This window comes from Flavobacterium sp. R1_16 (genome assembly GCF_057652095.1).
The window spans coordinates 76,717-99,506 of sequence record NZ_JBYFCG010000003.1 but is presented as its reverse complement, the minus strand read 5'-3'; the positions used below and the strand labels follow the sequence as shown (position 1 = coordinate 99,506).

The window sequence follows — 22,790 nt, the reverse complement described above, 5'->3', positions numbered from 1 at the left end:
CCCTTTTCCAAAACCGATTAGTGCAAATTGATACCGACTAATTTATTTTAAATAAAGATTTTTTGATGTAAGATTATAATTAATACCTTTGTGATACTATCAAATGATACTATCATAAATGCGACCACCTTATACTATTACCGATAAAATTGTAGCGTTAGTTGCTTCTATTTCAGAAAAGATAGGAGAAATTAACGCTTCTCATTTATATAAACCTGCCACCGAATTACGAAAGAAAAACCGAATCAAAACCATTCAATCGTCTTTAGAAATTGAGGGTAATACATTGACCGAAGAACAAATCACGGCTTTATTGGAAAATAAAAGAGTGATTGCACCACAAAAAGATATTTTAGAAGTTCAAAATGCGATAAGAGTATATTACCAACTCAATACATTTAATCCTTTCCAATTGAAAGATTTAGAAAAAGCTCACGCTGTTTTAATGAGTGGTTTGATTGATAATGCTGGAAAATTAAGGACTACCAATGTTGGAATTGTAAAAGGTTCAAAAGTAGAACACATGGCACCAAGCGGAACCATGGTAAACGGATTGATGAAAGACCTTTTTACTTATCTGAAAAAAGACAACGATTTAATCCTCATTAAAAGTTGTGTGTTTCATTATGAATTTGAATTTATCCATCCATTTTTAGACGGAAACGGAAGAATGGGCAGGTTGTGGCAAACCTTAATTCTAATGCAACAATATCCAGTTTTTGAATATTTACCTGTTGAATCATTAATAAAGCAAAAACAAAGCGATTATTACAACAAATTATCCGAATCCGATAAAAAAGGTAATTCAACACCTTTTATCGAATTTATGTTAGAAATCATTTTAGAGTCATTAAATGGACTTTTACAATCTCAATCAATTACACTTCATACAGAAGATAGAATACGCTTATTTGCAGCCAAAATAGGCAAGAATACGTTTAGTAGAAAAGACTATATGCAGCATTTTAAAAACATATCTGCACCAACAGCAAGTCGAGATTTAAAATGGGCAGTTGAACAAAACCTTTTAACTAAATTTGGAGCATTAAGATTAACAGAATATCAGTTTAAATAGTTCATTTTTAACCAATATTTTCGCCTGTTTTCAAAGCTTTTGCCTAATATTTAAATTTACTTCACTTGTAATGCTGAAAATTTCTATATCGGAAAGTAAAATCTAAAAATAATACCTTTTTAATTTATTTTTTATTCAACCATTTTCTACACGGTTTTTCAATTCCATAATAGGTAATCGAAGAAATAATAATCACAAGTACTAAAAACAACAAACTACTCCACAAGCCCGTAATAAATGGGATTTGGTGCATCTCCCCTTCTTTAAAAGTTATTCCAACTAGTTTCAGGTAGAAATCACCAGCAAAAAAGAGCATCAATCCGTGCGTCATATAAATAGAATAAGAAATATCACCCAAATACTGCAAAGGTATTAGTGAACATAGTTGAGTCAATTTACCTTCGTTTGCACTGAAACAGAGCACTAACAGCACAAATAAAGGAATGTACACCAAATCATTCCAGCCAAAATGCATACCCACCAAAAGAATACAAATTGACACTAAAGCAACGCTATCTTTGGTAAATAGTCGGTATAACTTTTCGTTTTTATAAGCAACATAGGTCAGCATTCCCATCATAAATCCAGCCAAGCCTCTTAAATAGCCATAATCGTAGGTAACATCTAAATCATGATTCAAATTTGGAATGGTAGGCGCAAATGGATTGACTCTTGGTAAAAAAAACACTATTAAACAATAGAGAATAACAGAACCTAATCCTAAAACAAACAGACCAAGTCGTTTATTTTTGGCCAAAAGAAGTGCAAAAAAAGGAAACACCATGTAAGCCCACCATTCTGCACTAATGCTCCAAGCGGGAACATTCCAAGTGAAGATATCATGAACACCACAAGCATGAAGCATTAAAAGATGAGTCACAATAGCATTGGGGTTAAAAATACGAACTGATATAGGATCCGTTGCATTTGATAGCGTATAAAATAAAACAACAGAAGCTACTAGCGTAACTATATGCAAAGGATACAAACGAGCAAATCGGGCCTTGATAAAAGCCCAGAAAATGTGCTGTTGAATAATTTTGTTAAAACTAGAACCATACACATGCAACATTATAAATCCACTCATGATAAAAAACAAATCGACCATCAAGTAGCATTTTCTAAGCAACATCGTCTGCTCTTGTGTGACAAATAAGACCAAAATCTCATTAAAATGAAATAACACTACAGCCATTGCCGCAAAACCTCTTAGTGACGTGAGATTAGGAATTGCTATTATATTTTGTTTCATCAAAGTTGTTGTATTAGTAGAAGTTAAAAAGAAGTAAGACCCTAATATTTAAACCAATATACAATAATTTCTTCAGATAGACATAAACATAAATTTATAGACTGTTTGAAAATTGGTGCTTAAATCGAACACTCAAACCAATCTTAATGATTATTCTTAAAAAAAATCTCACACATTATCATAAATTTATTAGTTTTATAGAAAATAATAAAGCTTCATTTTTTATAAAGTAGTACCCAAATGGCAGTAAAAGACAAGCTAATTTCTCTTTTAGACGAGGCAAACAAAGCCCGTATTTACAATCTTGATCATAGTATTGAATTGGCTAAAGAGGTTTTGTCTGCTTGTAACAACCCTGATTTAAAAGACATAAGAGCCAAAGCCTTATCTCAACTTTCATTATACCACATGATTATTGGCGATAATGATACAGCTCTGGAACATGCTCAAAAAAGCATGGAATTATTTGAAGCACTAAATGATGAAAAAGGGATTGCTGATGCCAAATACAGTATTGCTGGAGTGTACTATAAAACAGACAATTACCATATTGGACTTGTATTTTTAATTGATGCATTAAACATATACAAAAAGTTCAACGATTACTACAATATCTCCCGTTGCGAAAAATCATTAGGTACAGTTTATGAATATTCTGATGACCAAAAAAGTGCCATCCTAGCCTATGAAAATGCCATAGCTGCAGCAAAAAAAATCAACGATTTAAATCTGGAATCCAATGCCTATAATAATTTATCAGGAGTTTACATCAAACAACAGAAAATTGAATTGGCTAGTACCATTATCGAAAAATCTTTGTCTATAAAACAAGAAACCGGAGATGTAAGAGGATTGGCATTTGCTAAATACGGTAGAGCAAAAGTTTTATTAGCACTTCAAAAATATCAAGAATCTGAAATTGAATTCGAAGCATCAATAGCAATCCATACTCAAATGGGAGAACGTCTAGGTTTAGCTATGTGTTATCACAAAATGGCCAAACTCTACCTGGCTATGAACCGCTTAGAGGATGCAAAAAAGAGATTAAGTGAAGCATTGGCCTTAACCGAGCAATACAATATTTCAATCATTAAGTTCAAATGTTATTATCTATTATACCGCATCTACAAACAAGAAAAAAATGAAACAGTAGCCTTAGATTATTTAGAGCATTATCTCAACGAAAAAGAGCACGTTATCAATACACAAACACTAAAAGTAATTGATAGCTATGATATGCTGGTACAAATGAAAACGATGCAAAAAGAAGCTCAGTTGCAGAAAGAAAAGGCCGAAATGATTGAAAAAAATAACAGAGCCGAAGAAGCAGCAAGAGTACGTCAAGAGTTTCTCTCAACCATGAGCCATGAAATCAGGACACCTCTAAATGCCATCACTACCATTGTTTCCATGTTGAGCGAACGTTCTAATGATGAAGATACAAAACTCATCAATTCATTGAAGTTTTCATCGAACTTGCTAATGTGGATTATTAATGATATTCTCGATTTCACAAAACTTGATTTGGGCAAAATGATGTTAGAATTTCACCCTGTTTCTCTTAGAGAATTGATGGAAAATATTTGGAAATCCTATGACTATCAGGCGCAAGAAAAAGGATTGCAATTCAAGTTTCATAGTGATATTTCAAGTGAAGCCATGTACTTAGTAGACCAAACTAGACTTACTCAAATTTTAGGTAACTTGGTTAGCAATGCTATAAAATTTACAAAAAAAGGAACAGTGGACCTTGTGGTAGAAGTAACTAAAAAAGGAAAACAATACGATGTATTAAACTTTAAAGTAACCGATACGGGTGAAGGAATTGAAAGTAAAGACTTGGTGAAAATATTTGAAAGTTTTTCTCAAATAAAAAATACGATAACTCGAAAACAAGGCGGAACAGGACTGGGATTAGCTATTGTAAAAAACCTTGTAAAATTGCATAAAAGCGAAATAAAAGTCGAGAGCGAGATTGGGAAAGGAACTACTTTTTGGTTTGAATTAAGACTTAAAAAAGGAGTGAATCAAATAGAAAACAAACAAGAAGTTGTAACAGAAAGTTTAGAAAATAAAAGAGTATTATTAGCAGAAGATAATGCTATTAATGCTCAAATTGCTATCCGATTGTTAAGCAAATGGGGTATTGTAACCGACCATGCTAAGAATGGCAAAGAAGCCGTTGAAAAAGCTGAAAAAGAATCGTATGATTTTATCCTAATGGACATACACATGCCCGAAATGGATGGATTTGAAGCTACAGCTATTATAAGAAATGGAAATTCATCTAATAAAAATCTCCCAATTTATGCACTAACTGCTGACATTTCTGCTAAAGATAATAATGGATACAGTAATTTCTTTAATGGTTTTCTTCTGAAACCTCTAGAAATTGACAAGCTTCATAAAGCGTTAATAACACCAACTTCATCAATTTAAATATTTATAAAAGTTCTAAGTACTAAAGTAAATATTACCTAATCAATCCTCTTTTTTAAAGACCAACTCGTCTCCTGAGATATTTTTTAGCGTTAATCGATTATTAGAAATTTGGTAGGAAGTAGTACTTTGAAGAAGTGTAATAAAATCTGTTTCTTTATTTTGTGTTTGACACATCTTTCTAGTAGTAGCTATCTTGGCAAATCGAAGTAGTTCTTTTTCAAAAAACAAACTTCCACTCATACCATTACAACCAGCAAATCCATAAAAATGATTGCTTTTGGTATTAATCTCTAACCTTGGAAATCCCATGCTAAAATCATTATTAGTTATTGATTTAGCATTCATAGTTTCTAAAACCCATGTGTTGTGCAATCGAGCATCAGTGATGTATTCCCCACACCCTTTATAAGTGGTATAAATAGGTGCACTTCCTAATTTTAATTCTACTTCAACAGTGTATGGTGATAATACTCCAGTCATACTGTCTTTACAATCACTTTGCGTAATTTGAATGTTCATCTGACCCGATTCAGTAACGATATGATACCGCTTTACATTTGCATCCTGACCTAAAATTGGAGCTACTGTGGGAGCAGTAAATGTTTGAACTTTTGAAGTGAAATAAGAAAATTGAAAACCAGAATCACTGATTTTTAAACTCCAAAATGGCTCATTACCTGCAGCTCTAAAATAAATAACTTCCTCTTGACTTTGTATTTGTCGCTTATTAGACAATAGGTCTATAGACTCTTTGTTGACAGAAGATGTCTTTGTCGCATTGCATCCAAACAAAATCCAAGGTAGTAAACCTAATAAAAAAGCTGCTTTCATAAATTATTCCAAAAAGATTTCAAAAGATAAAAGTATTAAACTTTAGACAAAAGTATGAGATAAGGAGCTTTTTTTACCATCAAAACCCTTTTTTAATTTTTCAAACAAAAAACAAATTGAATTAATCCTAATGTTTTTGTTTTTTTGTTATAAAATATTCAAGATTAAACATCCACCAATAACAAATTGTTAATAAATATATTCATTCATTAAATTATTAATTAATTAATCCTTATATATTTGACGCTGTTTTTAACTAAAACCAGCAATATTATTATGAAAAACAAATTACTTTCTATTGCATTACTTACTATTACAAGCTTTACTTTTGCTCAAAGTGGTAAAACTTTGTGGAAATCTACAGTAAAAAAAATGGATGCGGTTACTTATGAAAATAAGAAAAACATCAAAAATCCACAGCTATTTGAATTGGATGTTGTCTCATTAAAGCAATCTCTTTCTAGTTCTCCAAAACGATTTTCTAGCGGAACCAAATCGAATGTAACAATTTTATTTCCAGTAACTAATGGACAGTTTGAAAATTTCAGAATTCAAGAGTCCTCCAATATGGATCCTGAATTGGCTGCAAAATATCCTGAGATTAAATCCTATGTTGGACAAGGAATTGAAAACCCTAATTCTACAGTATATTTTAGTCTATCGCCTCTAGGTCTTTACAGTATGATAATAAGACCTGACCAAACTGCTGTTTTTATTGAGCCTTATACTAAAGATTTAGGAAGTTATACCGTTTACACCTCATCTGATAAAATTGCTTCATTAAGTAAATTTGAATGTAAAGTTATAGCAACTGCACATAAGGATATGGACAAAAGTTTGGCAGCAAGGCCTAATGCCGATGATGGTAAGTTAAGAAATTTTAGATTAGCATTATCCGTGACAGGAGAATACACTTCCTATTTTGGAGGCACCAAAGCTTTAGCATTAGCCGCAATAAATAACTCTATGACTCGTGTTAATGGTGTCTTTGAAAAAGATTTTGGTGTACACATGAACCTAATTAGCAATAATGATTTGGTTATTTATACAAGTGCTTCAACTGACCCTTATTCTGCCGCAAGCACAGGTGCGAATGGAGCTTGGAATCAAGAGCTACAAACTACTCTTACCAACGTAATTGGAAGTGCCAATTATGATATTGGACATTTATTTGGAGCATCTGGTGGAGGTGGAAATGCAGGTTGCATTGGTTGTGTATGCAAAAACCCAACCACTTCGGTTCCCCTAGGTAAAGGAAGTGGATTTACTTCCCCAGCTGATGGAATTCCTTCTGGAGATAATTTTGACATAGACTATGTAGCACACGAAATGGGTCATCAATTTGGTGGCAATCATACTTTTACACATAGTAATGAAGGTACTGGCGTTCAAATGGAGCCTGGAAGTGGATCAACCATAATGGGTTATGCAGGTATTACAACTTTAGATGTACAACCTCACTCAGATCCTTATTTTCATGCTATTAGTATTCAACAAGTAACTAATTATATAAAAACAACCACCTGCCAAACTACAACTGTAACTGGAAATGCTATTCCAACTGCTGATGCTGGGTTGGATTACACTATTCCTAAAAGCACACCATTTATGTTAACGGGTGTCGGGACAGATGCCAATGGAGACTTACTCACCTACAACTGGGAACAAACGAATTCTCAGAGTACTGCAGCCGCACCTAGTGCTACTAAAACTACAGGTGTAAATTATAGATCTTATAATCCTACTACCTCACCTACTAGATATTTCCCAAAAATGTCATCAATATTAACAGGAGCGACAACAACTGCTGGTTCTGAAATTACAGTGGAAGCATTATCTTCAGTAGCACGTACTTTGAATTTTAGATTAACTGTTAGAGACAACCGAGCTGGTGGTCCTGCAAACAATAGCGATGATACCATCATAACAGTAAATGGAACAGCTGGACCTTTTACAGTTAGCTCACCCAACACAGCAGTTTCTTATGTTGGAAATTCAACACAAACTGTAACTTGGAATGTGGCTGGAACAACGGCTAATGGAGTAAATTGTGCTAATGTAGATATTCTGTTATCAACCAATGCTGGAAGTACTTGGACAACTTTATTAGCAGCAACTCCTAATGATGGAACTCAGGCTGTTACTATACCTAATACACCAGGTACACAAAATAGAATAATGGTAAAAGGAACCAATCATATTTTCTTTGACGTTTCGAATGCTAACTTTACTATTACGGCAGCTGCCACAGACACCACGGCTCCAACAGCTCCAACTAGTTTAACTGCCACAGGAACTACACAAACTTCAACTAATCTATCTTGGACGGCTTCAACTGATAACGTGGCAGTAACGGGTTATGATGTGTATCAAGGTGCTACCTTAAAAGGTTCTACAACAGCTACTTCTTTTGCGGTAAGTGGATTAACAGCATCTACAGCTTACACTTTTTCAGTAAAAGCTAAAGATGCCGCTGGAAATGTTTCTGCTGCGAGTAATACTGTTAATGTAACTACATTAGCTCCTGCAGATACTACAGCTCCAACAGCTCCAACTAGTTTAACTGCTTCAGGAACTACGCAAACTTCAACCAATCTGTCTTGGACAGCTTCAACTGATAATGTTGGTGTAACTGGTTATGATGTGTATCAAGGTGCAAGTATAATAGGTTCAACTACAACCGCTACTTCATTTGCAGTAAGTGGATTAGCAGCATCTACTGCTTATACTTTTTCGGTAAAAGCTAAAGATGCCGCTGGAAATGTTTCTGCAGCAAGCAATACTGTAAATGTAACTACTTTAACTCCAGCAGATACAACTGCACCGTCTGCTCCAACAAGTTTGACAGCTTCTGGAACTACAGAAACTTCAACCAATCTGTCCTGGACAACTTCGACTGATAATGTTGCTGTAACGGGTTATGATGTGTATCAAGGTGCAAGTATAATAGGTTCAACTACAACCACTACTTCATTTACAGTAAGTGGATTAACAGCATCTACTGCTTATACTTTTTCGGTAAAAGCTAAAGATGCCGCTGGAAATAGTTCTGCTGCCAGCAATACTGTAAACGTAACTACTTTAACTCCAGCAGATACAACTGCACCATCTGCACCAACCAATCTAGCAGCTTCTGGAACTACAGAAACTTCAACTAATCTATCTTGGACAGCTTCAACAGATAATGTTGGTGTAACGGGTTATGATGTGTATCAAGGCGCAAGTATAATAGGTTCAACTACAACCGCTACTTCATTTGCAGTAAGTGGATTAACAGCATCTACAGCTTACACTTTTTCGGTAAAAGCCAAAGATGCTGCTGGAAATAGTTCTTTAGAAAGTAATGTGGTTAGTGTGACTACTAATGCTGCATCAGGCGGTGGTGCATCAGATTTATTATTCTCAGAATATATTGAAGGTTCTTCTTTTAATAAAGCATTGGAAATTGCCAACAATACAGGAAGTGCTGTTGATTTATCTATTTACACTGTAAAAAAACAAACTAATGGTGCAGGTTCTTGGAGTACAGGTCTCGCATTAAGTGGTAGTTTAAGCAATGGTGCCAAATTTGTAATTGTTCATAGTTCAATTGCTTTAGCATGTTACAACACAGCATCAGCTAATATATCAACGGCTGCTAATGAAATGACTTTCAATGGTAATGATGCCGTTGGATTGTTCAAAAATGGTGTACTTATTGACATTATTGGAACCTTTAATGGTGGAACGGCTAACTTTGCCATAGATGTAACTATCAGAAGAAAATCTACAGTAACATATCCTAACGCCACTTTTAACCTTGCTTCCGAATGGGATTCCTATCCAATAGATAGCTGTGGTGATTTAGGAAGTCGAAATGCCAATAATGCAAAAGGAAATACAATTACTGTCAATGATATTAAAATGTATCCAAATCCTGTTAAAGGAGACATATTGAACATTACCTCGGCAGATAATTCCAATTATAGAATCATCAATACCTTAGGTCAAGAAATTGCTAAAGGAAAAATTGAAAATGGTATAATTTCAGTATCGAGCATAAACAAAGGCGTATACCTATTAGAAATTTCTTCGAATGGAAAACCTGTAACGAAACGCTTTATCAAACAATAAAAATTTTCAATAAATTGTAATCCAACAGTTGCAGGGTTTCTTGCAACTGTTTTTTTATTACTACTATTTATTCTAATCATTAAAAGATACGTTAAATTTGAAAATCTTATTTTAATTCTAATAAAGCAATCCTATATTTGACATGATAATACCAAGAATTTGATTAAATTTGTCAAAAAATAATGATTATATCGTAAAATAAATAACTCCACTCCATAAAGAATACCACATCTCACAATGTCAAAAAAAGTAAATAATTTTCACGATTTAGGTGGCTTTGTTTTTTCTACCAACAAGGATTTTGAGTTTGAAAATGAATCAGACATAGAAGAAACGGTTGCAAATAATCAACAACGATTGGAAGCCCATTTAGATAAAAAAAACAGAGGTGGAAAAGTAGCTACTATCATTAAAGGCTTTCAGGGTAATGAAGAAGATTTAAAAACTTTAGGAAAAATGTTAAAAACCAAATGCGGGGTTGGCGGCTCCGTAAAAGATAATGAAATCATTATTCAAGGAAATTTTAGAGATAAAATCATGGAGATTTTAAAATCTGAAGGATATTCTGTAAAACGAGTAGGCGGATAAAATTGATCAACTAATATATAATTAACAAACATATAAATACAATGATAAAATCATCAGAATTGATACTCAACCCAGATGGAAGTGTGTATCATTTAAACCTAAAACCAGAACATATTGCTAACGATATCATATTTGTAGGTGATCAAAATAGAGTTGAAAAAATAACACAATTTTTTGACAGTATCGAATTTTCCACACAAAAACGTGAGTTTAAAACACAAACGGGATATTATAAAGGGAAAAGAATCACCGTAATGTCAACAGGTATAGGTCCTGATAACATTGATATTACAATGAACGAATTGGATGCATTAGTAAATATCGATTTGCAAACGCGTCAGCCAAAAGAAAAATTAACCTCTTTAAACATTGTCCGCATAGGAACTTCGGGTTCATTGCAAGATGATATTCCGGTTGATAGTTTTGTAATGGGACTCTATGGTCTTGGCTTGGATAATATGCTTCGCTCCTACCTCATCGATGACATTACCGAAAACGATATGGAAGATGCTTTTATCAAGCACACCAATTGGGATTTGCGAAAAGGAAAACCCTATATCATTGCTTGCTCAAAAATCTTAGAAAAAAGATTTGATAGCGAACAAATGCACAAAGGAATTACTGGAACCGCTGGAGGGTTTTATGGTCCTCAGGGAAGAGTTTTACGTCTTGGTATTCAAGATCCAAGCTTAAACAACAAAATGGATAATTTTAAGTTCAATACCGTTAGAATGTCTAATCTTGAAATGGAAACTTCAGCAATTTATGGATTGGGTAAACTATTAGGTCACAACTGTTTATCCTTAAATGCTATCATTGCAAATCGTGCCAACGGAACTTTCAGTGAAGATCCATATAAAGCAGTAGACAAATTAATAGCCTATACTTTAGATAAATTGGCAGAATAAAAATAACAAGACGCTTTAAAAACAAGTCTTTATTGCTATAAAAAAGGGGCATTTATTAAAAATAATAATGCTCTTTTTTGTTTTTTAGCAAAGAATAAAATATATAATAATCAAATGAATTTAGTAATAGAAACCAAAAGACTTTTACTTCGACCATTAGAGTTATCAGATGCCGAAGCTATGTTTGCTATGGATAAAAATCCAGCAGTTCATAAATATCTTTGGCAAAACCCCTCAAAAAGTATCGAAGAGAGCATTCAAGTTATTGAATATGTTCGAAGTCAATATACAACCAATACCATTGGCCGATTTGCTACCATTTTAAAAGACACTAACGAGTTCATTGGCTGGACGGGAATCAAATATGTAACCGAGCAGCCTGAAAACGGAAATATCAATTTTTATGATTACGGTTATCGATTAGATGAAAAATTTTGGAACAAAGGCTACGCGACAGAAGCTTCTATCGCATGGCTAGATTACGGATTTAATGAAATGAAAATAGACAAGATGAACGCCTATACCCATTCAGAGAACCAAGCTTCAAATCATATTCTTCAAAAAATAGGCATGCACTTGGTTGAAAATTATTTAGACAAAGACAATTCACTATGGAATTGGTGGCTGATGGAGCATCCGTAATTGCTTCAGCTAAATAGATATACAACTCGTTTAGAAATCTCTAAACGAGTTTTTTTAAGACTATCTTTATAATAAAAACTAAAATTCTAGTAACTCTTTACCCAATAGCTTCAGCTACTACTTTTGCTAATGGTGTAGTTGGTCTACCAATTAGTGAAGAAAGTGTGTGGGAATCATCAAACAATCCTCCTTTAGAAGCACCTGTATCGGAGTCAGCTAACATTTCTGCAAGAGCCGCTGGCAGTCCAAAACTTTTCAGAATGTCGGCATATTGCGATTCCGTAAGGTTGTTGTAAGGAATAGTTTTTCCTGTTTGTGCTGAAATTTCTGCTGCCAATTCCGCAAGTGTATAGGCCTCATCCCCTGCTAGTTCGTAGGTTTTGTTTTCATGACCACTTTCTGCCAATACCACCGCAGCTGCTTCGGCATAATCCACTCGGGCAGCCGATGCAATCCTACCTTCACCAGCATTGCCAATAAATGCTCCAGCGGCAATAGCACCTTTTACAGAACCCGTATAATTTTCGGTGTACCAACCGTTACGAAGAATAGTATATGTTAACCCTGTGTCTTTTATCGCATTTTCAGTAGCTAAATGCTCGACTGCCAATGATAATGGTGAGGAGTCAGCATGTAAGATACTGGTATAAATGATTTGTGAGATACCTGCTTGTTTGGCTGCCTCAATAACCGCTTTATGTTGAGTTAAACGCTGTCCTAGTTCATTGCCTGAAATAAGCAACAATTTATCAATCCCTTGCAATGAAGCTACAAGACCGTCTGCTTTTGTATAGTCAAAAGCTCGTGCTTCTATGCCTAAATCAGTTGCTTTTTCTGGATTACGCACCAAGGCGATGATGGAATCTGCAGCTACTTTCTTTTTTAAATTTTCTACCACTAGTCTACCCAATTGACCTGTCGCTCCTGTTATTCCTATTTTCATTTTTTTTAAAATTTTGGATTACTATATATTTTAAATTACATTTGTTACGCAAAGTAACTAATAATAGTTTACATCTGAAACAAGTTACTTTTTAGTAACCATGAAAATAGTAGTAACCTTAAGGTAACCCTATGGCTAAGTTGAAAGAAAAAACACAATGCCCTGTAACGGCAGCATTACAATTAATAGGCGGACGATGGAAAACCATCATTTTATACAGTCTCTCCTCAGGAACCAGAAGATTTGGCGAGATTGCAGTACGCATTCCCGAAATCTCTAGAAAAGTATTGACCGAGCAACTGAAAGAGTTAGAAGCAGACGGACTAATCATTAGAGAGCAATTCAAGGAAATCCCACCACGGGTTGAATATTCGCTCTCTGACTTGGGGAAAAGCCTCTCGCCTGTAATGCAAGAACTTGCAACTTGGGGAATGCAAAATATCATAGCAACTAAGTTTTCTCATGTAGAGAATTAAACCTTTGAAGAACTTATAGTAATTTAGTTTACTATTGTAAGCCGTTACGATACTACGCTAGCATACATATAATCTGTTCATACAAATACAGGAAAAATTCCAATTTGTTTGCTCAACTTTATGGGCACGGTTAACAGAACCGCACTATAGTGGCTATTTTTTACTTAAATAGCTTTGGATAAAGTTGTCAAAATTTGGCAGGTTTTTATCTTCATAGATTAAAATAAATTGTTTGAATTGCATGTAGCCATAAACATAGGGGTTCTCCGTTGCTTTTTCATAATTCTTTGAAAAATATTCTTGTATAGTCATTCCCTCAGGAATTGGGTTAGGTAATTTTTCCCACATTTTTTTCGCACTTTCATAGCATAGATTCAATTCTTTCTCTCTGCCATTTTTCTTCCACCATAAAAACGCAATAGTGTTAGCAAAATATTCATTCTCATATGAACCATTTAAGTTTCCTTCCATTATCTCCTGAAGTGCATGACCTAATTCATGTGGTAAATAAAATCCATTGAAGAAATAACCGAATGCTTTCTTTCCTTCAAGTTCGCTACCAGCAACCTCATAAAAAAACTTTTGTTGTTCTTGAATAACCTGGCTCCAAAGGGGTAAGTTAGCAGTCTTTTCTCTTCCATCGTAGTAAATTAAATAAGGCGTTGTATGAAGAATCGTTTTAACATCAAAATTGATATCTGACTTTATTTTCTTTACATCTTTTATAAATTTTTCTGATATAATGTTGCCATCTTTTACAAGAGCAATTGAGTCTGTGTATCTTGTGAACCAATTTGTTTGCGCAACTATAAAATTACTGGATGTGATTAATGCTAGTAAAATAATTTTGTTCATATCTGTATTTATTTGATTTTATGTGTCTCTTTCTGTCTTTCTGCTAATTTGTTTATACTACTTACATTTTCAGACGTATCAACCTTATTTTTGGTAGATAAGTCTGACAAGAATCAAACTCTATTTCTCAAAAATAGTAAAATCAATTCAAGTAGTGTTAAAAAAACACCTCCCTTTCAAAAAAATATATTAAGTATTACAAAACATATTTACTTCAAAAACGTTTCCCTACTTAGAACGTTAAACAAAATTCAAAATCAATCTATAAACCCCATAATTAGTGATAAAAAAAGTACTTTTGCAACAATGGTAAAGTCAATCTAGTTATTGGCTTTAGGGTATCTATGATAAACGCACGAACTATTTCAATTCAAAAAATTAAACAACAACTTCAGGTCAAAAAGCCTTGGGACGATGTGATTATTTTTGCTTTAAATATTCTAATTGCTATTCCCGTTTTTATCATCATTCATCAGAATACTGTTAATCCTAATTGGTATTTTAACTTAGATAGAATTCTGTTATTCCTACTCATTTTAGTACTAATACAATTGATTTTAAGGGTTTTAAGAACCATTATCATTGTTTGTATCGCCTTGTATTTGATTGCTTTACTATTTGGTAGTTTTTCTGGAAGGTATGGATTTTCAAGCGTATTTGAAGATTACCGTTATATGGTTTATTCTATGTCTGATAGTCCCAATCCGCAGGATATTATCATCTCTAAATTACTTCCGTTCCCTAATAAATCTAAAATTATCAATGCGATTGAGTTTGAAAACAAACGCATCAGGGATTTTTCATTGTGGGCAACAACCAAAAATTTTAGAGAGGTTAAAGGCTATTCTAAATACAGAACCATAATCCAATGTTTCGCTGTTTTTAAAGAAATTAATAGCCGCTGGAATTATGTAAGTGATCCTAAAGGAAAGGAATATATTGCTGATGCGACTGAATCGCTAAGCTATTTTTCTGGTGATTGCGATGACCATTCGGTACTGATGGCTGCTTGTATAAAATCGATTGGAGGTACGCCACGTTTAATACACACTGGAGGACATATTTATCCCGAAATCGCCATTGGTGATGCAGCTGATATGGAAACCATTAACTACTTAATCAAAAAAGTACTTTTTGTAAAAGAAAGCGAAGGGAAAAAATTACACTATCATATAGACGAACGAGGTATTGTTTGGCTGAATTTAGATTACACAGCCCAATATCCTGGTGGTCCATTTATGTCCGAAGAAATTTTAGGAGCTTTGACTTTAGAATAGCTTCCTTCGACAACTAACTTTAATTTCAAAATTTATAACTGTCCGCTAAGCGGACTAAACTAAAAAAAGGCACACGGATAACACGGATTGAACGAATTAAAAACTGATTTTATTAATTTTTAGTCCGTGTTAATCAGCTAAAATCCGTTTAATCTGTGGACTATTTTTTGATTGGTATAAGTAACGGATAGTCATATTAAAAAATTATTACATACGAGTTTCTTACCAATCAATTTCAGTTTTTCCTTTTGATTTTAGATAGGCATTAGTGGTACTGAAATGTTTGTTGCCAAACCATTTTCCTTGATTGGCACTCATAGGCGATGGATGCCCACATTCTAAAACCAGATGTTTGGTTCTGTCGATTTTTAATCCTTTTTTATGTGCAAAACTTCCCCAAAGTAGAAAAACGATGTGTTCTTTTTCAGTCGAAATTCGCTCGATAACAGCATCGGTAAAAACATTCCATTTCAAATGTTTGTGGCTATTGGGGCTATCTTTTCTAACAGATAAAGTAGCGTTTAAAAGTAAAACACCTTGTTGCGCCCAGCGTTTCAAGTTTCCTGAGGTGGGCAAGAAAACCGTTCCTAAATCGTCATTAATTTCTCTAAAAATATTGCGTAGTGAGGGCGGAATCCGAACAGTATCATTAACCGAAAAACAAAGTCCATTGGCTTCACCTTTTCCGTGATACGGGTCTTGACCTATGATTACGACTTTCAAATCTTCGAATGAACAAGAATCAAAGGCAGCAAAAAGGAGTTCTTTAGACGGGTAGCATTCGAAATTTTGATATTCGGCATCGACCTCATTCATCAATTCTTGAAAATAGGGTTTTTGAAATTCATTGGATAAAACAGAAAGCCAAGAAGTGTTTTGATTGAAAGGATTCATCTATTCAAATTTTCCTAATTCTGTTTTTATGATAAGTTCTAATTTTGGAAGATATTTTTCACATATTTCAAAAACAATTTCATAATCCAACATTTCATAATGATGAGAAATAAAATCTCTAAACCGAATGATTTTATTCCACTCAATATCAGGATAAGTATCTTGCAAAATAGTATGTTTTCTAGAGGTATTTTTTATGGTTTCCCCAATAGCTTGAAGTCTAGTAACAATAGCATCTAATACCATTTCCCCATAATCTGTAGCGACAAAATCATTTGAAGTTTCTATTTCAGAAAATCTTTTTTGACAAATTTGGATGTGTTGTAAAACGGTTTCTAACGAATATTTATAAATAGCATCATACATAAATTAAATCCGATTTTATGCTACTCAAAAAACGTTCCGATACATGTGGCCCTTTTCTAACAATATCAATTTTAGTATTCAATTTTTTTTCTAAATATGAATATAAACCTATCAAAAAACTATAGGATGGCTCTTTAAATTCAACAAAAAAATCAACATCACTATCTGAATTTTCATTTCCTTTTGAATAAGACCCAAACAAAGCAATTGATACAACTCCGAAATTATCTTTCAGATATTGTTTATCATCTTGCAAAGTATTGATTATATCCTCTTTTTTCATGAAACAAAGATAAAAAAATAATTGTTTTGGATTATTACACCATGGCAAGTTTGTAACTTTGTAAAAATCTTTTCAAAAATAAATGATTTCCATTACCGAAAAAACCTTACAAGACTTACAATTTCCAACTGTATTAGAAACACTTTCTGCTATTTGCAATACAGATATTGGCAAACAAAAAGCACTAGAAATCGTTCCGTTTAAAGACAAGGAAAGCTTGATGACGGCTCTAATGCAAACGTCAGAATACCTATCTTCCTTTCAGAATAACAATGCTATTCCCAATCACGGTTTTGATACCATTAGTTACGAAATCAAATTTCTAGGTATTGAAGACAGTTTTTTAGAAGTTGGGAGTTTTAGAAAAATTGCAAGCATTTCCGAAACTACAAATACTTTATTACAGTTCTTTAGAAAATTTGAAGAATATTATCCGCACCTAAATACCAAAGCTTCACAAGTAGAATTGACTAAGGAAATCATCAAACTCATTGACGAAGTTGTCGATAAATATGGAGAAATCAAGGACAATGCTTCTCCAGATTTATTGAATATTCGACGGGATATGAATGTAGTTCGTGGCAAGATCAATCAAAGTTTTGGAATGGCTTTGACACAATACAACAGCCTAGGCTATCTTGATGATATTAAAGAAAGTTTTGTGCAAAACCGTCGTGTCTTGGCTGTCTTAGCCATGTATCGTAAAAAAGTAAAAGGGTCTATACTTGGCAGTTCAAAAACGGGAAGCATTGCCTATATTGAACCTGAAACTACTTTGAAGTATTCGCGTGAATTAAGTAATTTAGAATATGAAGAAAAGGAAGAAATTACCCGAATTCTCAAACAATTGACCAATTCCATCCGATACTTTTTACCACTGATTATCCAATATCAAGATTTTCTTAGTGATATTGATGTGATTGCTGCAAAAGCAAAATATGCCAGTAGAATCAATGGTAATTTACCAACGATAACAGATACACGCCGTTTGTACTTTAAAGATGCCTTCCATCCTATTCTGTATCTGACCAACAAACAGAAAAATGAAGTTACGCATCCACAAACCATAGAATTACACCAAGATAGCAGAATCATAGTGATTTCTGGACCGAATGCAGGTGGAAAAACGATTTCCTTAAAAACAGTGGGATTGTTGCAATTGATGTTGCAATCAGGTATGCTAATTCCAGTTCACGAGCGCAGTGAAACCTTTCTGTTTGACCGAATTTTAACGGATATTGGAGACAATCAATCCATTGAAAATCATTTAAGTACGTATAGTTACCGGTTAAAAAACATGAACTATTTCTTGAAGAAATGCAACAACAAAACATTGTTTTTGATTGATGAATTCGGAACGGGTTCTGACCCTGAATTAGGTGGCGCTTTGGCTGAAATCTTTCTAGAAGAATTCTATCATCGAGAAGCTTTTGGCATCATTACAACCCATTATGCTAATTTGAAAATACTGGCTAACGAATTGCCATTTGCCACCAATGCCAACATGCTTTTTGACGAAAAAACATTAGAGCCTATGTACAAACTGGTATTAGGACAAGCAGGAAGTTCCTTTACTTTTGAAGTAGCTCAAAAAAACGGGATCCCTTTTGGATTGATTAATCGAGCTAAAAAGAAAATCGAGGTCGGAAAAGTACGCTTTGATAAAACCATTGCTACGCTTCAAAAAGAACGCTCTAAGATGGAAAAAACATCTCAAACCTTGAAAGAAGAGGAAAGCAAAGCACGAGAGGAAAGCAAAAAAATGGAATCCATAAATGCAAAAATCAAACAAAAACTAGAGAGTTATCAGGAATTGTATGATAGCAATCAAAAAGCGATTTATCTAGGTCAAAAAATTGATGATTTGGCAAGTAAATATTTCAACACTAAAAACAAGAAAGAACTTATAGGCGAATTTTTAAAACTAATTGAAATTGAGAATTCAAAAAGAATCAAGACCTCTTCAAAAGAAGAAAAAGCAATCATTCAAAAAAAGAAAAAAGTGATTGAAGAAGTAACGGTTCAGGTCGAAGAAATTAGAGTCGCTAAAAAAGAAAAGAAACTAAAAGCCAATCTAATAGTAGAAAAGCCAAAACCAATATTAAAAATAGGTGATCGTGTTCGCATGTATGACGGAAAAGCAATAGGCAGTATTGATAAAATAGAAAAAAACAAAGCCATTGTAAACTATGGGGTTTTTACCTCAACGGTGAGTTTAGAAGCTTTAGAATTTGTAGAATCTAAGAAATAATTTTATGAATCTACCTGAAAATAAACAGATTATTCTCTTCGATGGAGTATGTAATTTTTGTGATGCCTCCGTTCAATTTGTCATCAAACATGATAAAAAAGACATTTTTAGATTTGTAGCATTGCAATCGGATTTAGGTCAAAAAATCATCCAACATATCGGTATCCAGAGTAAAAACATAGATAGTGTTATCTTATATGTTCCGGGAGTTGCCTATTATTACAAATCGAACGCCGCACTAGAAATAGCAAAAAACCTTGGTGGTTTTTTCCATTTTGGAACTATTTTCAAAATTATTCCAACGGCAGTCCGAAATGTACTTTATGATTACTTTGCCAAAAATCGTTATGCATGGTATGGTAAAAAGGAAAGTTGCATAATACCTACACCAGAATTGAAAGCCAAATTTTTAGAATAAAAAAACTCCTTAATTTCTTAAGGAGTTTTTTAGTTTTGAAAAGCAATTAATTATTGTTTCATTATTTTTTTAGTAAAACTACCAGCGTCAGAAGTAACACTCATCATGTAAACACCTGTTGCTAATTCTGCAACATTTATTTGTGCTTGTGCTACTTTATTGAATCCTTTTTGCATTACTACTCTACCATTTAAATCTTTAATTGCAATTGCGCTTATTACATTATTTGCAGAAGCAATAGAAATGAAGTCTTTAGTAGGATTTGGTGAAACTGTAAATTTATTAGCTACAAATTCGTTAGTAGAAAGTACAGAGGTAAGTTCAATTGTATCTAAAAATATTGCAGTATCAGTTTCTCCGATAGCTGAAATATTGTGGAAACCGAAATGATAAGTACCATCTGCAGGAGCTGTCCATGTAGCTGAATTATCAGAATAAAAAAGATCTTCAGTTAAAGTAAAAGTATCAATTAATGTTGTTTGAGCCGAACTCGATTGATCATCACCAACTTTTAATTCTAATTTCATTTCTGAAGGAGCAGTATCAGAATACAATCTTGTTTTAAATTTAATTGTTACTTGCTCACCAGCTTTTAAACTAATTGCTCTAGAATAGGCCCATTCATCAGAAGCTTCTGTAGTACTGTTGAAAGTATAAAGAGAGGTTCCATCACCTCCATCAGCATAACTCGCAGGAGTTGATGTTGCATCAGAAGTAAAAGCCGAAAATCCTCTAAAACCATCTCTTCCGTTATCTTCAAAATCAGTTGTATATGGAAGAATTTTTGCTAAATATCCTGCAAAAGGACCTTGGTATTCACTTTGAGAACTTCCGCAATTAGCACGAACATAATATCTAAAATTGGATGATGCTGGCAAACCTGAAATGGTAGCTGGAACATAAGCTAATGAACCCGCTGGAACAGATACTATAGTTCCAGTTCCTGGAGCAGCATTAAAATCTGTACTCCAATCTACATCATAATTTGCAGGAGCACCAATTGATGGATCCCAATATAAATTTGCAGAAGTTGTAGTATAGCTGTCAGGGCTGTAGAAATCAGCTACACCTGGTCTAACGCAGTCTTGCGCCACAAATTCAAACGTAAAACTGAATTTTAATGCAGACCAATAATTATCCCATTGAATATAATATGTAGTTCCAGCTGCTACTGGTACAGTTAATGCAGAAAGATAGTTGGCATCATCAACATCATCATTGTAATCGATACAAGTTAAAGTCGCACAAGCTCCACTAAATACAGATAATCTAGTATCATCGCTATTGGTTGTACCATCATTAACTGGTAAGTCTGATGAAATAGTAATTTCTCCATTTGCTGTAGGAGTATATTTGAACCAAATTGCCTTCATAGCAGCTCCAGCATCATTTGTAGTGCCACCAAGGCAAGGATTAGTATAAGTACCTGTTATTGCTGGACATGTTTTAGTCCCATTTGAAGTTATGTTAGTTGCATTAGCACAGGTTGTTTGTGCAAAAACACTTACACCAGAAACTAACAGAATACATGAAAGTAATAGTTTTTTCATAATTTTATTTTGAATTTAATTTGAATAAGTAGCAAATATATATATAATTTTCTTTTTTACTTCATTTTTATGAATTTCAAAAAGTTAAAAAAATCAAACTATTGAAAACTCTAAAAATCCAGAAAACCATTTTAAGAGTACTTCATATATCACTCATGATAAATGTCATAGATTATGTAGTAAAGTCAAACTAGCTTTGTCTATACTTTAAAAAAACATCTTCATGAAAAATATTTCTCTTTATTCTTGGGAAAATGGATCGTTTATAATGATTGTAGTTTTCGGATTGGTTATTGTTGGTATCGTTGGTGCTGTCTTACTTATGATGAATTCAGGAAAGAAAAAATAGTTTAATTCACTTTTACGTTACTCCTCTTTTTCCCATTTCCCAACCACAGATGTGGCTAGCGCATTTCCTAATACATTTGTAGCACTCCTGAACATATCGCAAAAATGATCAATAGGAAGAATTAAAGCAATTCCTTCAACTGGTATTTTAAACATTCCACATGTAGCGGCAACAACTACTAGACTTGCTCTTGGAACACCCGCAATTCCTTTACTAGTTAACATCAACACAAACAGCATCGTAAGTTGAGTGGGAAAATCTAAAGTTATTCCATAAGCTTGAGCAATAAAAATACTTGCAAAAGTCATATACATCATACTTCCATCTAAATTAAAAGAATAACCCAATGGCAACATAAAAGAAACGATTTTATCCTTAACACCAAAACGCTCTAGTTGCTCGGTAAGTTTAGGAAAAACGGCCTCTGAGCTTGTTGTTCCAAAAGCAATGATTAAAGGACTAACAATATGCTGTAATAGAGTTAAAATTCTTTTTTTGAGAAATACAAATCCTATGAAAATAAGAAAAACCCATAATGTAGTGATTCCAACTAAAAACGAGCCGAAAAATTTTGCATATGTAATTAGCAATTCATTTAAATCTCGAATAGCGAAAACACCCGCAATAGCACCAAAAACACCTATAGGCGCAAACTTCATTACATAATTTACCATTTTCAAAATGATATGCGACGTTTTGTCTAAAGCATTTATTACTGGTTTAGCAAAATCTCCAATAGAAGCTGCCGCCAAACCAAAAAATATAGAGAAAATTACGATTTGTAATATTTCATTTGTAGCCATAGCTTCAACAATACTTTTGGGAATGATATGTTCCACAAAGTTTTGAGCCGAGAATCCTTGCGTTTTTTCGACCACTTCAGAAGCTGTTTCAATATCAACGGTATTTAATTGAAGACCAAGACCAGGTTTCAAAACATTGACCCAAAACATTCCTATAAGCAACGAGATAAATGAAGCTGAGAAAAACCAACCCAAAGCCTTACCTCCTATTCGTCCAACAGCTTTTATATCTCCTAATTTTGCTATACCAACAACCAACGTTGTGAATACCAATGGTGCAATAATCATTTGTACCAATCGAATAAAAATGGTCGCTAGGATTTTTATTTTGTCGCTAAACGCCTTAGCAAATTCAATATCGTAGTTGTTATGAATGAATATACCTAAAGCCGCACCAAGTAACATGGCGATTAGTATTTGAACGGTAAGATTGGATAAAAAAGACGCTTTTTTGGTTACGGTTGAAGTCATTCC

20 protein-coding genes are annotated in these 22,790 nt (G+C 33.7%); 11 read left to right on the top strand and 9 right to left on the bottom strand.

Annotated elements, in window-relative coordinates; all coding sequences use genetic code 11:
* Nucleotides 1-118 precede the first annotated feature (118 nt).
* Nucleotides 119-1,075: a Fic family protein gene (locus tag AC23L6_RS06595; protein ID WP_487561509.1), complete on the top strand. Its 957-nt coding sequence runs from the start codon at nucleotides 119-121 to the stop codon at nucleotides 1,073-1,075.
* Nucleotides 1,076-1,199: 124 nt separating this feature from the next.
* Here the strand turns inward: AC23L6_RS06595 and AC23L6_RS06590 are convergent, their stop codons facing one another.
* Nucleotides 1,200-2,327 (bottom strand): acyltransferase family protein, encoded by a 1,128-nt coding sequence (locus AC23L6_RS06590; RefSeq protein WP_487561510.1) that lies wholly within the window; start codon nucleotides 2,325-2,327, stop codon nucleotides 1,200-1,202.
* Nucleotides 2,328-2,567: 240 nt separating this feature from the next.
* Here AC23L6_RS06590 and AC23L6_RS06585 point away from each other — a divergent pair, with 240 nt between their 5' ends.
* A complete protein-coding gene (locus tag AC23L6_RS06585) occupies nucleotides 2,568-4,766 on the top strand; it encodes a tetratricopeptide repeat-containing hybrid sensor histidine kinase/response regulator (RefSeq protein WP_487561511.1) in 2,199 nt (732 codons plus the stop codon).
* A gap of 42 nt (nucleotides 4,767-4,808) precedes the next feature.
* Here AC23L6_RS06585 and AC23L6_RS06580 read toward each other — a convergent pair whose 3' ends face one another.
* On the bottom strand, nucleotides 4,809-5,600 hold the full coding sequence (locus tag AC23L6_RS06580; protein WP_487561512.1) for an META domain-containing protein: 792 nt from the start codon (nucleotides 5,598-5,600) through the stop codon (nucleotides 4,809-4,811).
* Between the two features lie 276 nt (nucleotides 5,601-5,876).
* On the opposite strand from AC23L6_RS06580, the gene AC23L6_RS06575 reads away from it, so the two are divergent.
* The 4 genes from AC23L6_RS06575 (at nucleotide 5,877) to AC23L6_RS06560 (ending at nucleotide 11,851) form a co-directional block, all read left to right on the top strand.
* On the top strand, nucleotides 5,877-9,713 hold the full coding sequence (locus AC23L6_RS06575) for a fibronectin type III domain-containing protein (RefSeq protein ID WP_487561513.1): 3,837 nt from the start codon (nucleotides 5,877-5,879) through the stop codon (nucleotides 9,711-9,713).
* A 237-nt stretch (nucleotides 9,714-9,950) separates the two neighbouring features.
* Nucleotides 9,951-10,301 carry a translation initiation factor gene (locus tag AC23L6_RS06570; protein ID WP_487561514.1) on the top strand — a complete coding sequence of 117 codons (351 nt, stop codon included), beginning with the start codon at nucleotides 9,951-9,953 and terminating at the stop codon, nucleotides 10,299-10,301.
* Between the two features lie 41 nt (nucleotides 10,302-10,342).
* Nucleotides 10,343-11,209 (top strand): nucleoside phosphorylase, encoded by an 867-nt coding sequence (locus AC23L6_RS06565; RefSeq protein WP_487561515.1) that lies wholly within the window; start codon nucleotides 10,343-10,345, stop codon nucleotides 11,207-11,209.
* 114 nt (nucleotides 11,210-11,323) lie between these two features.
* Entirely contained in the window at nucleotides 11,324-11,851 is a 528-nt protein-coding gene (locus AC23L6_RS06560; protein WP_487561516.1) for a GNAT family N-acetyltransferase, read from the top strand.
* Between the two features lie 97 nt (nucleotides 11,852-11,948).
* On the opposite strand, the gene AC23L6_RS06555 is transcribed toward AC23L6_RS06560, so the two are convergent.
* Nucleotides 11,949-12,794 (bottom strand): SDR family oxidoreductase, encoded by an 846-nt coding sequence (locus AC23L6_RS06555; protein ID WP_487561517.1) that lies wholly within the window; start codon nucleotides 12,792-12,794, stop codon nucleotides 11,949-11,951.
* Between the two features lie 131 nt (nucleotides 12,795-12,925).
* On the opposite strand from AC23L6_RS06555, the gene AC23L6_RS06550 reads away from it, so the two are divergent.
* A complete protein-coding gene (locus tag AC23L6_RS06550) occupies nucleotides 12,926-13,270 on the top strand; it encodes a winged helix-turn-helix transcriptional regulator (RefSeq protein ID WP_487561518.1) in 345 nt (114 codons plus the stop codon).
* Nucleotides 13,271-13,423: 153 nt separating this feature from the next.
* Here the strand turns inward: AC23L6_RS06550 and AC23L6_RS06545 are convergent, their stop codons facing one another.
* Nucleotides 13,424-14,125 (bottom strand): hypothetical protein, encoded by a 702-nt coding sequence (locus AC23L6_RS06545; RefSeq protein WP_487561519.1) that lies wholly within the window; start codon nucleotides 14,123-14,125, stop codon nucleotides 13,424-13,426.
* A 344-nt stretch (nucleotides 14,126-14,469) separates the two neighbouring features.
* On the opposite strand from AC23L6_RS06545, the gene AC23L6_RS06540 reads away from it, so the two are divergent.
* Nucleotides 14,470-15,402 carry a transglutaminase gene (locus AC23L6_RS06540; protein ID WP_487561520.1) on the top strand — a complete coding sequence of 311 codons (933 nt, stop codon included), beginning with the start codon at nucleotides 14,470-14,472 and terminating at the stop codon, nucleotides 15,400-15,402.
* Between the two features lie 222 nt (nucleotides 15,403-15,624).
* Here the strand turns inward: AC23L6_RS06540 and ung are convergent, their stop codons facing one another.
* Genes ung through AC23L6_RS06525 form a run of 3 tightly spaced genes read right to left on the bottom strand, consistent with a single transcriptional unit; the run spans nucleotide 15,625 to nucleotide 16,945 of the window.
* Entirely contained in the window at nucleotides 15,625-16,296 is a 672-nt protein-coding gene (gene ung, locus AC23L6_RS06535) for a uracil-DNA glycosylase (protein ID WP_487561521.1), read from the bottom strand.
* Nucleotides 16,297-16,662: a HepT-like ribonuclease domain-containing protein gene (locus tag AC23L6_RS06530; protein ID WP_487561522.1), complete on the bottom strand. Its 366-nt coding sequence runs from the start codon at nucleotides 16,660-16,662 to the stop codon at nucleotides 16,297-16,299.
* Complete coding sequence (locus tag AC23L6_RS06525) at nucleotides 16,655-16,945, bottom strand: nucleotidyltransferase family protein (RefSeq protein WP_487561523.1); 291 nt, start codon at nucleotides 16,943-16,945, stop codon at nucleotides 16,655-16,657. The genes AC23L6_RS06530 and AC23L6_RS06525 overlap by 8 nt, the downstream gene beginning before the upstream one ends.
* 82 nt (nucleotides 16,946-17,027) lie before the next feature.
* On the opposite strand from AC23L6_RS06525, the gene AC23L6_RS06520 reads away from it, so the two are divergent.
* Nucleotides 17,028-19,196, top strand: a complete 2,169-nt coding sequence (locus tag AC23L6_RS06520) for an endonuclease MutS2 (protein WP_487561524.1) — start codon at nucleotides 17,028-17,030, stop codon at nucleotides 19,194-19,196.
* A 4-nt stretch (nucleotides 19,197-19,200) separates the two neighbouring features.
* Nucleotides 19,201-19,614: a thiol-disulfide oxidoreductase DCC family protein gene (locus AC23L6_RS06515; protein WP_487561525.1), complete on the top strand. Its 414-nt coding sequence runs from the start codon at nucleotides 19,201-19,203 to the stop codon at nucleotides 19,612-19,614.
* 50 nt (nucleotides 19,615-19,664) lie between these two features.
* Here AC23L6_RS06515 and AC23L6_RS06510 read toward each other — a convergent pair whose 3' ends face one another.
* Nucleotides 19,665-21,164 carry a T9SS type A sorting domain-containing protein gene (locus AC23L6_RS06510; protein WP_487561526.1) on the bottom strand — a complete coding sequence of 500 codons (1,500 nt, stop codon included), beginning with the start codon at nucleotides 21,162-21,164 and terminating at the stop codon, nucleotides 19,665-19,667.
* A 223-nt stretch (nucleotides 21,165-21,387) separates the two neighbouring features.
* On the opposite strand from AC23L6_RS06510, the gene AC23L6_RS06505 reads away from it, so the two are divergent.
* A complete protein-coding gene (locus AC23L6_RS06505; RefSeq protein WP_487561527.1) occupies nucleotides 21,388-21,513 on the top strand; it encodes a hypothetical protein in 126 nt (41 codons plus the stop codon).
* A gap of 17 nt (nucleotides 21,514-21,530) precedes the next feature.
* Here the strand turns inward: AC23L6_RS06505 and AC23L6_RS06500 are convergent, their stop codons facing one another.
* Nucleotides 21,531-22,787: a dicarboxylate/amino acid:cation symporter gene (locus tag AC23L6_RS06500; protein ID WP_487561528.1), complete on the bottom strand. Its 1,257-nt coding sequence runs from the start codon at nucleotides 22,785-22,787 to the stop codon at nucleotides 21,531-21,533.
* Between the last annotated feature and the right edge of the window lie 3 nt (nucleotides 22,788-22,790).

Coding starts and splice junctions, on each gene's coding strand:
- AC23L6_RS06595 (WP_487561509.1), top strand. CDS start 119: ATGCGACCACCTTATACTATTACCGATAAAATTGTAGCGTTAGTTGCT.
- AC23L6_RS06590 (WP_487561510.1), bottom strand. CDS start 2,327: ATGAAACAAAATATAATAGCAATTCCTAATCTCACGTCACTAAGAGGT.
- AC23L6_RS06585 (WP_487561511.1), top strand. CDS start 2,568: ATGGCAGTAAAAGACAAGCTAATTTCTCTTTTAGACGAGGCAAACAAA.
- AC23L6_RS06580 (WP_487561512.1), bottom strand. CDS start 5,600: ATGAAAGCAGCTTTTTTATTAGGTTTACTACCTTGGATTTTGTTTGGA.
- AC23L6_RS06575 (WP_487561513.1), top strand. CDS start 5,877: ATGAAAAACAAATTACTTTCTATTGCATTACTTACTATTACAAGCTTT.
- AC23L6_RS06570 (WP_487561514.1), top strand. CDS start 9,951: ATGTCAAAAAAAGTAAATAATTTTCACGATTTAGGTGGCTTTGTTTTT.
- AC23L6_RS06565 (WP_487561515.1), top strand. CDS start 10,343: ATGATAAAATCATCAGAATTGATACTCAACCCAGATGGAAGTGTGTAT.
- AC23L6_RS06560 (WP_487561516.1), top strand. CDS start 11,324: ATGAATTTAGTAATAGAAACCAAAAGACTTTTACTTCGACCATTAGAG.
- AC23L6_RS06555 (WP_487561517.1), bottom strand. CDS start 12,794: ATGAAAATAGGAATAACAGGAGCGACAGGTCAATTGGGTAGACTAGTG.
- AC23L6_RS06550 (WP_487561518.1), top strand. CDS start 12,926: ATGGCTAAGTTGAAAGAAAAAACACAATGCCCTGTAACGGCAGCATTA.
- AC23L6_RS06545 (WP_487561519.1), bottom strand. CDS start 14,125: ATGAACAAAATTATTTTACTAGCATTAATCACATCCAGTAATTTTATA.
- AC23L6_RS06540 (WP_487561520.1), top strand. CDS start 14,470: ATGATAAACGCACGAACTATTTCAATTCAAAAAATTAAACAACAACTT.
- ung (WP_487561521.1), bottom strand. CDS start 16,296: ATGAATCCTTTCAATCAAAACACTTCTTGGCTTTCTGTTTTATCCAAT.
- AC23L6_RS06530 (WP_487561522.1), bottom strand. CDS start 16,662: ATGTATGATGCTATTTATAAATATTCGTTAGAAACCGTTTTACAACAC.
- AC23L6_RS06525 (WP_487561523.1), bottom strand. CDS start 16,945: ATGAAAAAAGAGGATATAATCAATACTTTGCAAGATGATAAACAATAT.
- AC23L6_RS06520 (WP_487561524.1), top strand. CDS start 17,028: ATGATTTCCATTACCGAAAAAACCTTACAAGACTTACAATTTCCAACT.
- AC23L6_RS06515 (WP_487561525.1), top strand. CDS start 19,201: ATGAATCTACCTGAAAATAAACAGATTATTCTCTTCGATGGAGTATGT.
- AC23L6_RS06510 (WP_487561526.1), bottom strand. CDS start 21,164: ATGAAAAAACTATTACTTTCATGTATTCTGTTAGTTTCTGGTGTAAGT.
- AC23L6_RS06505 (WP_487561527.1), top strand. CDS start 21,388: ATGAAAAATATTTCTCTTTATTCTTGGGAAAATGGATCGTTTATAATG.
- AC23L6_RS06500 (WP_487561528.1), bottom strand. CDS start 22,787: ATGACTTCAACCGTAACCAAAAAAGCGTCTTTTTTATCCAATCTTACC.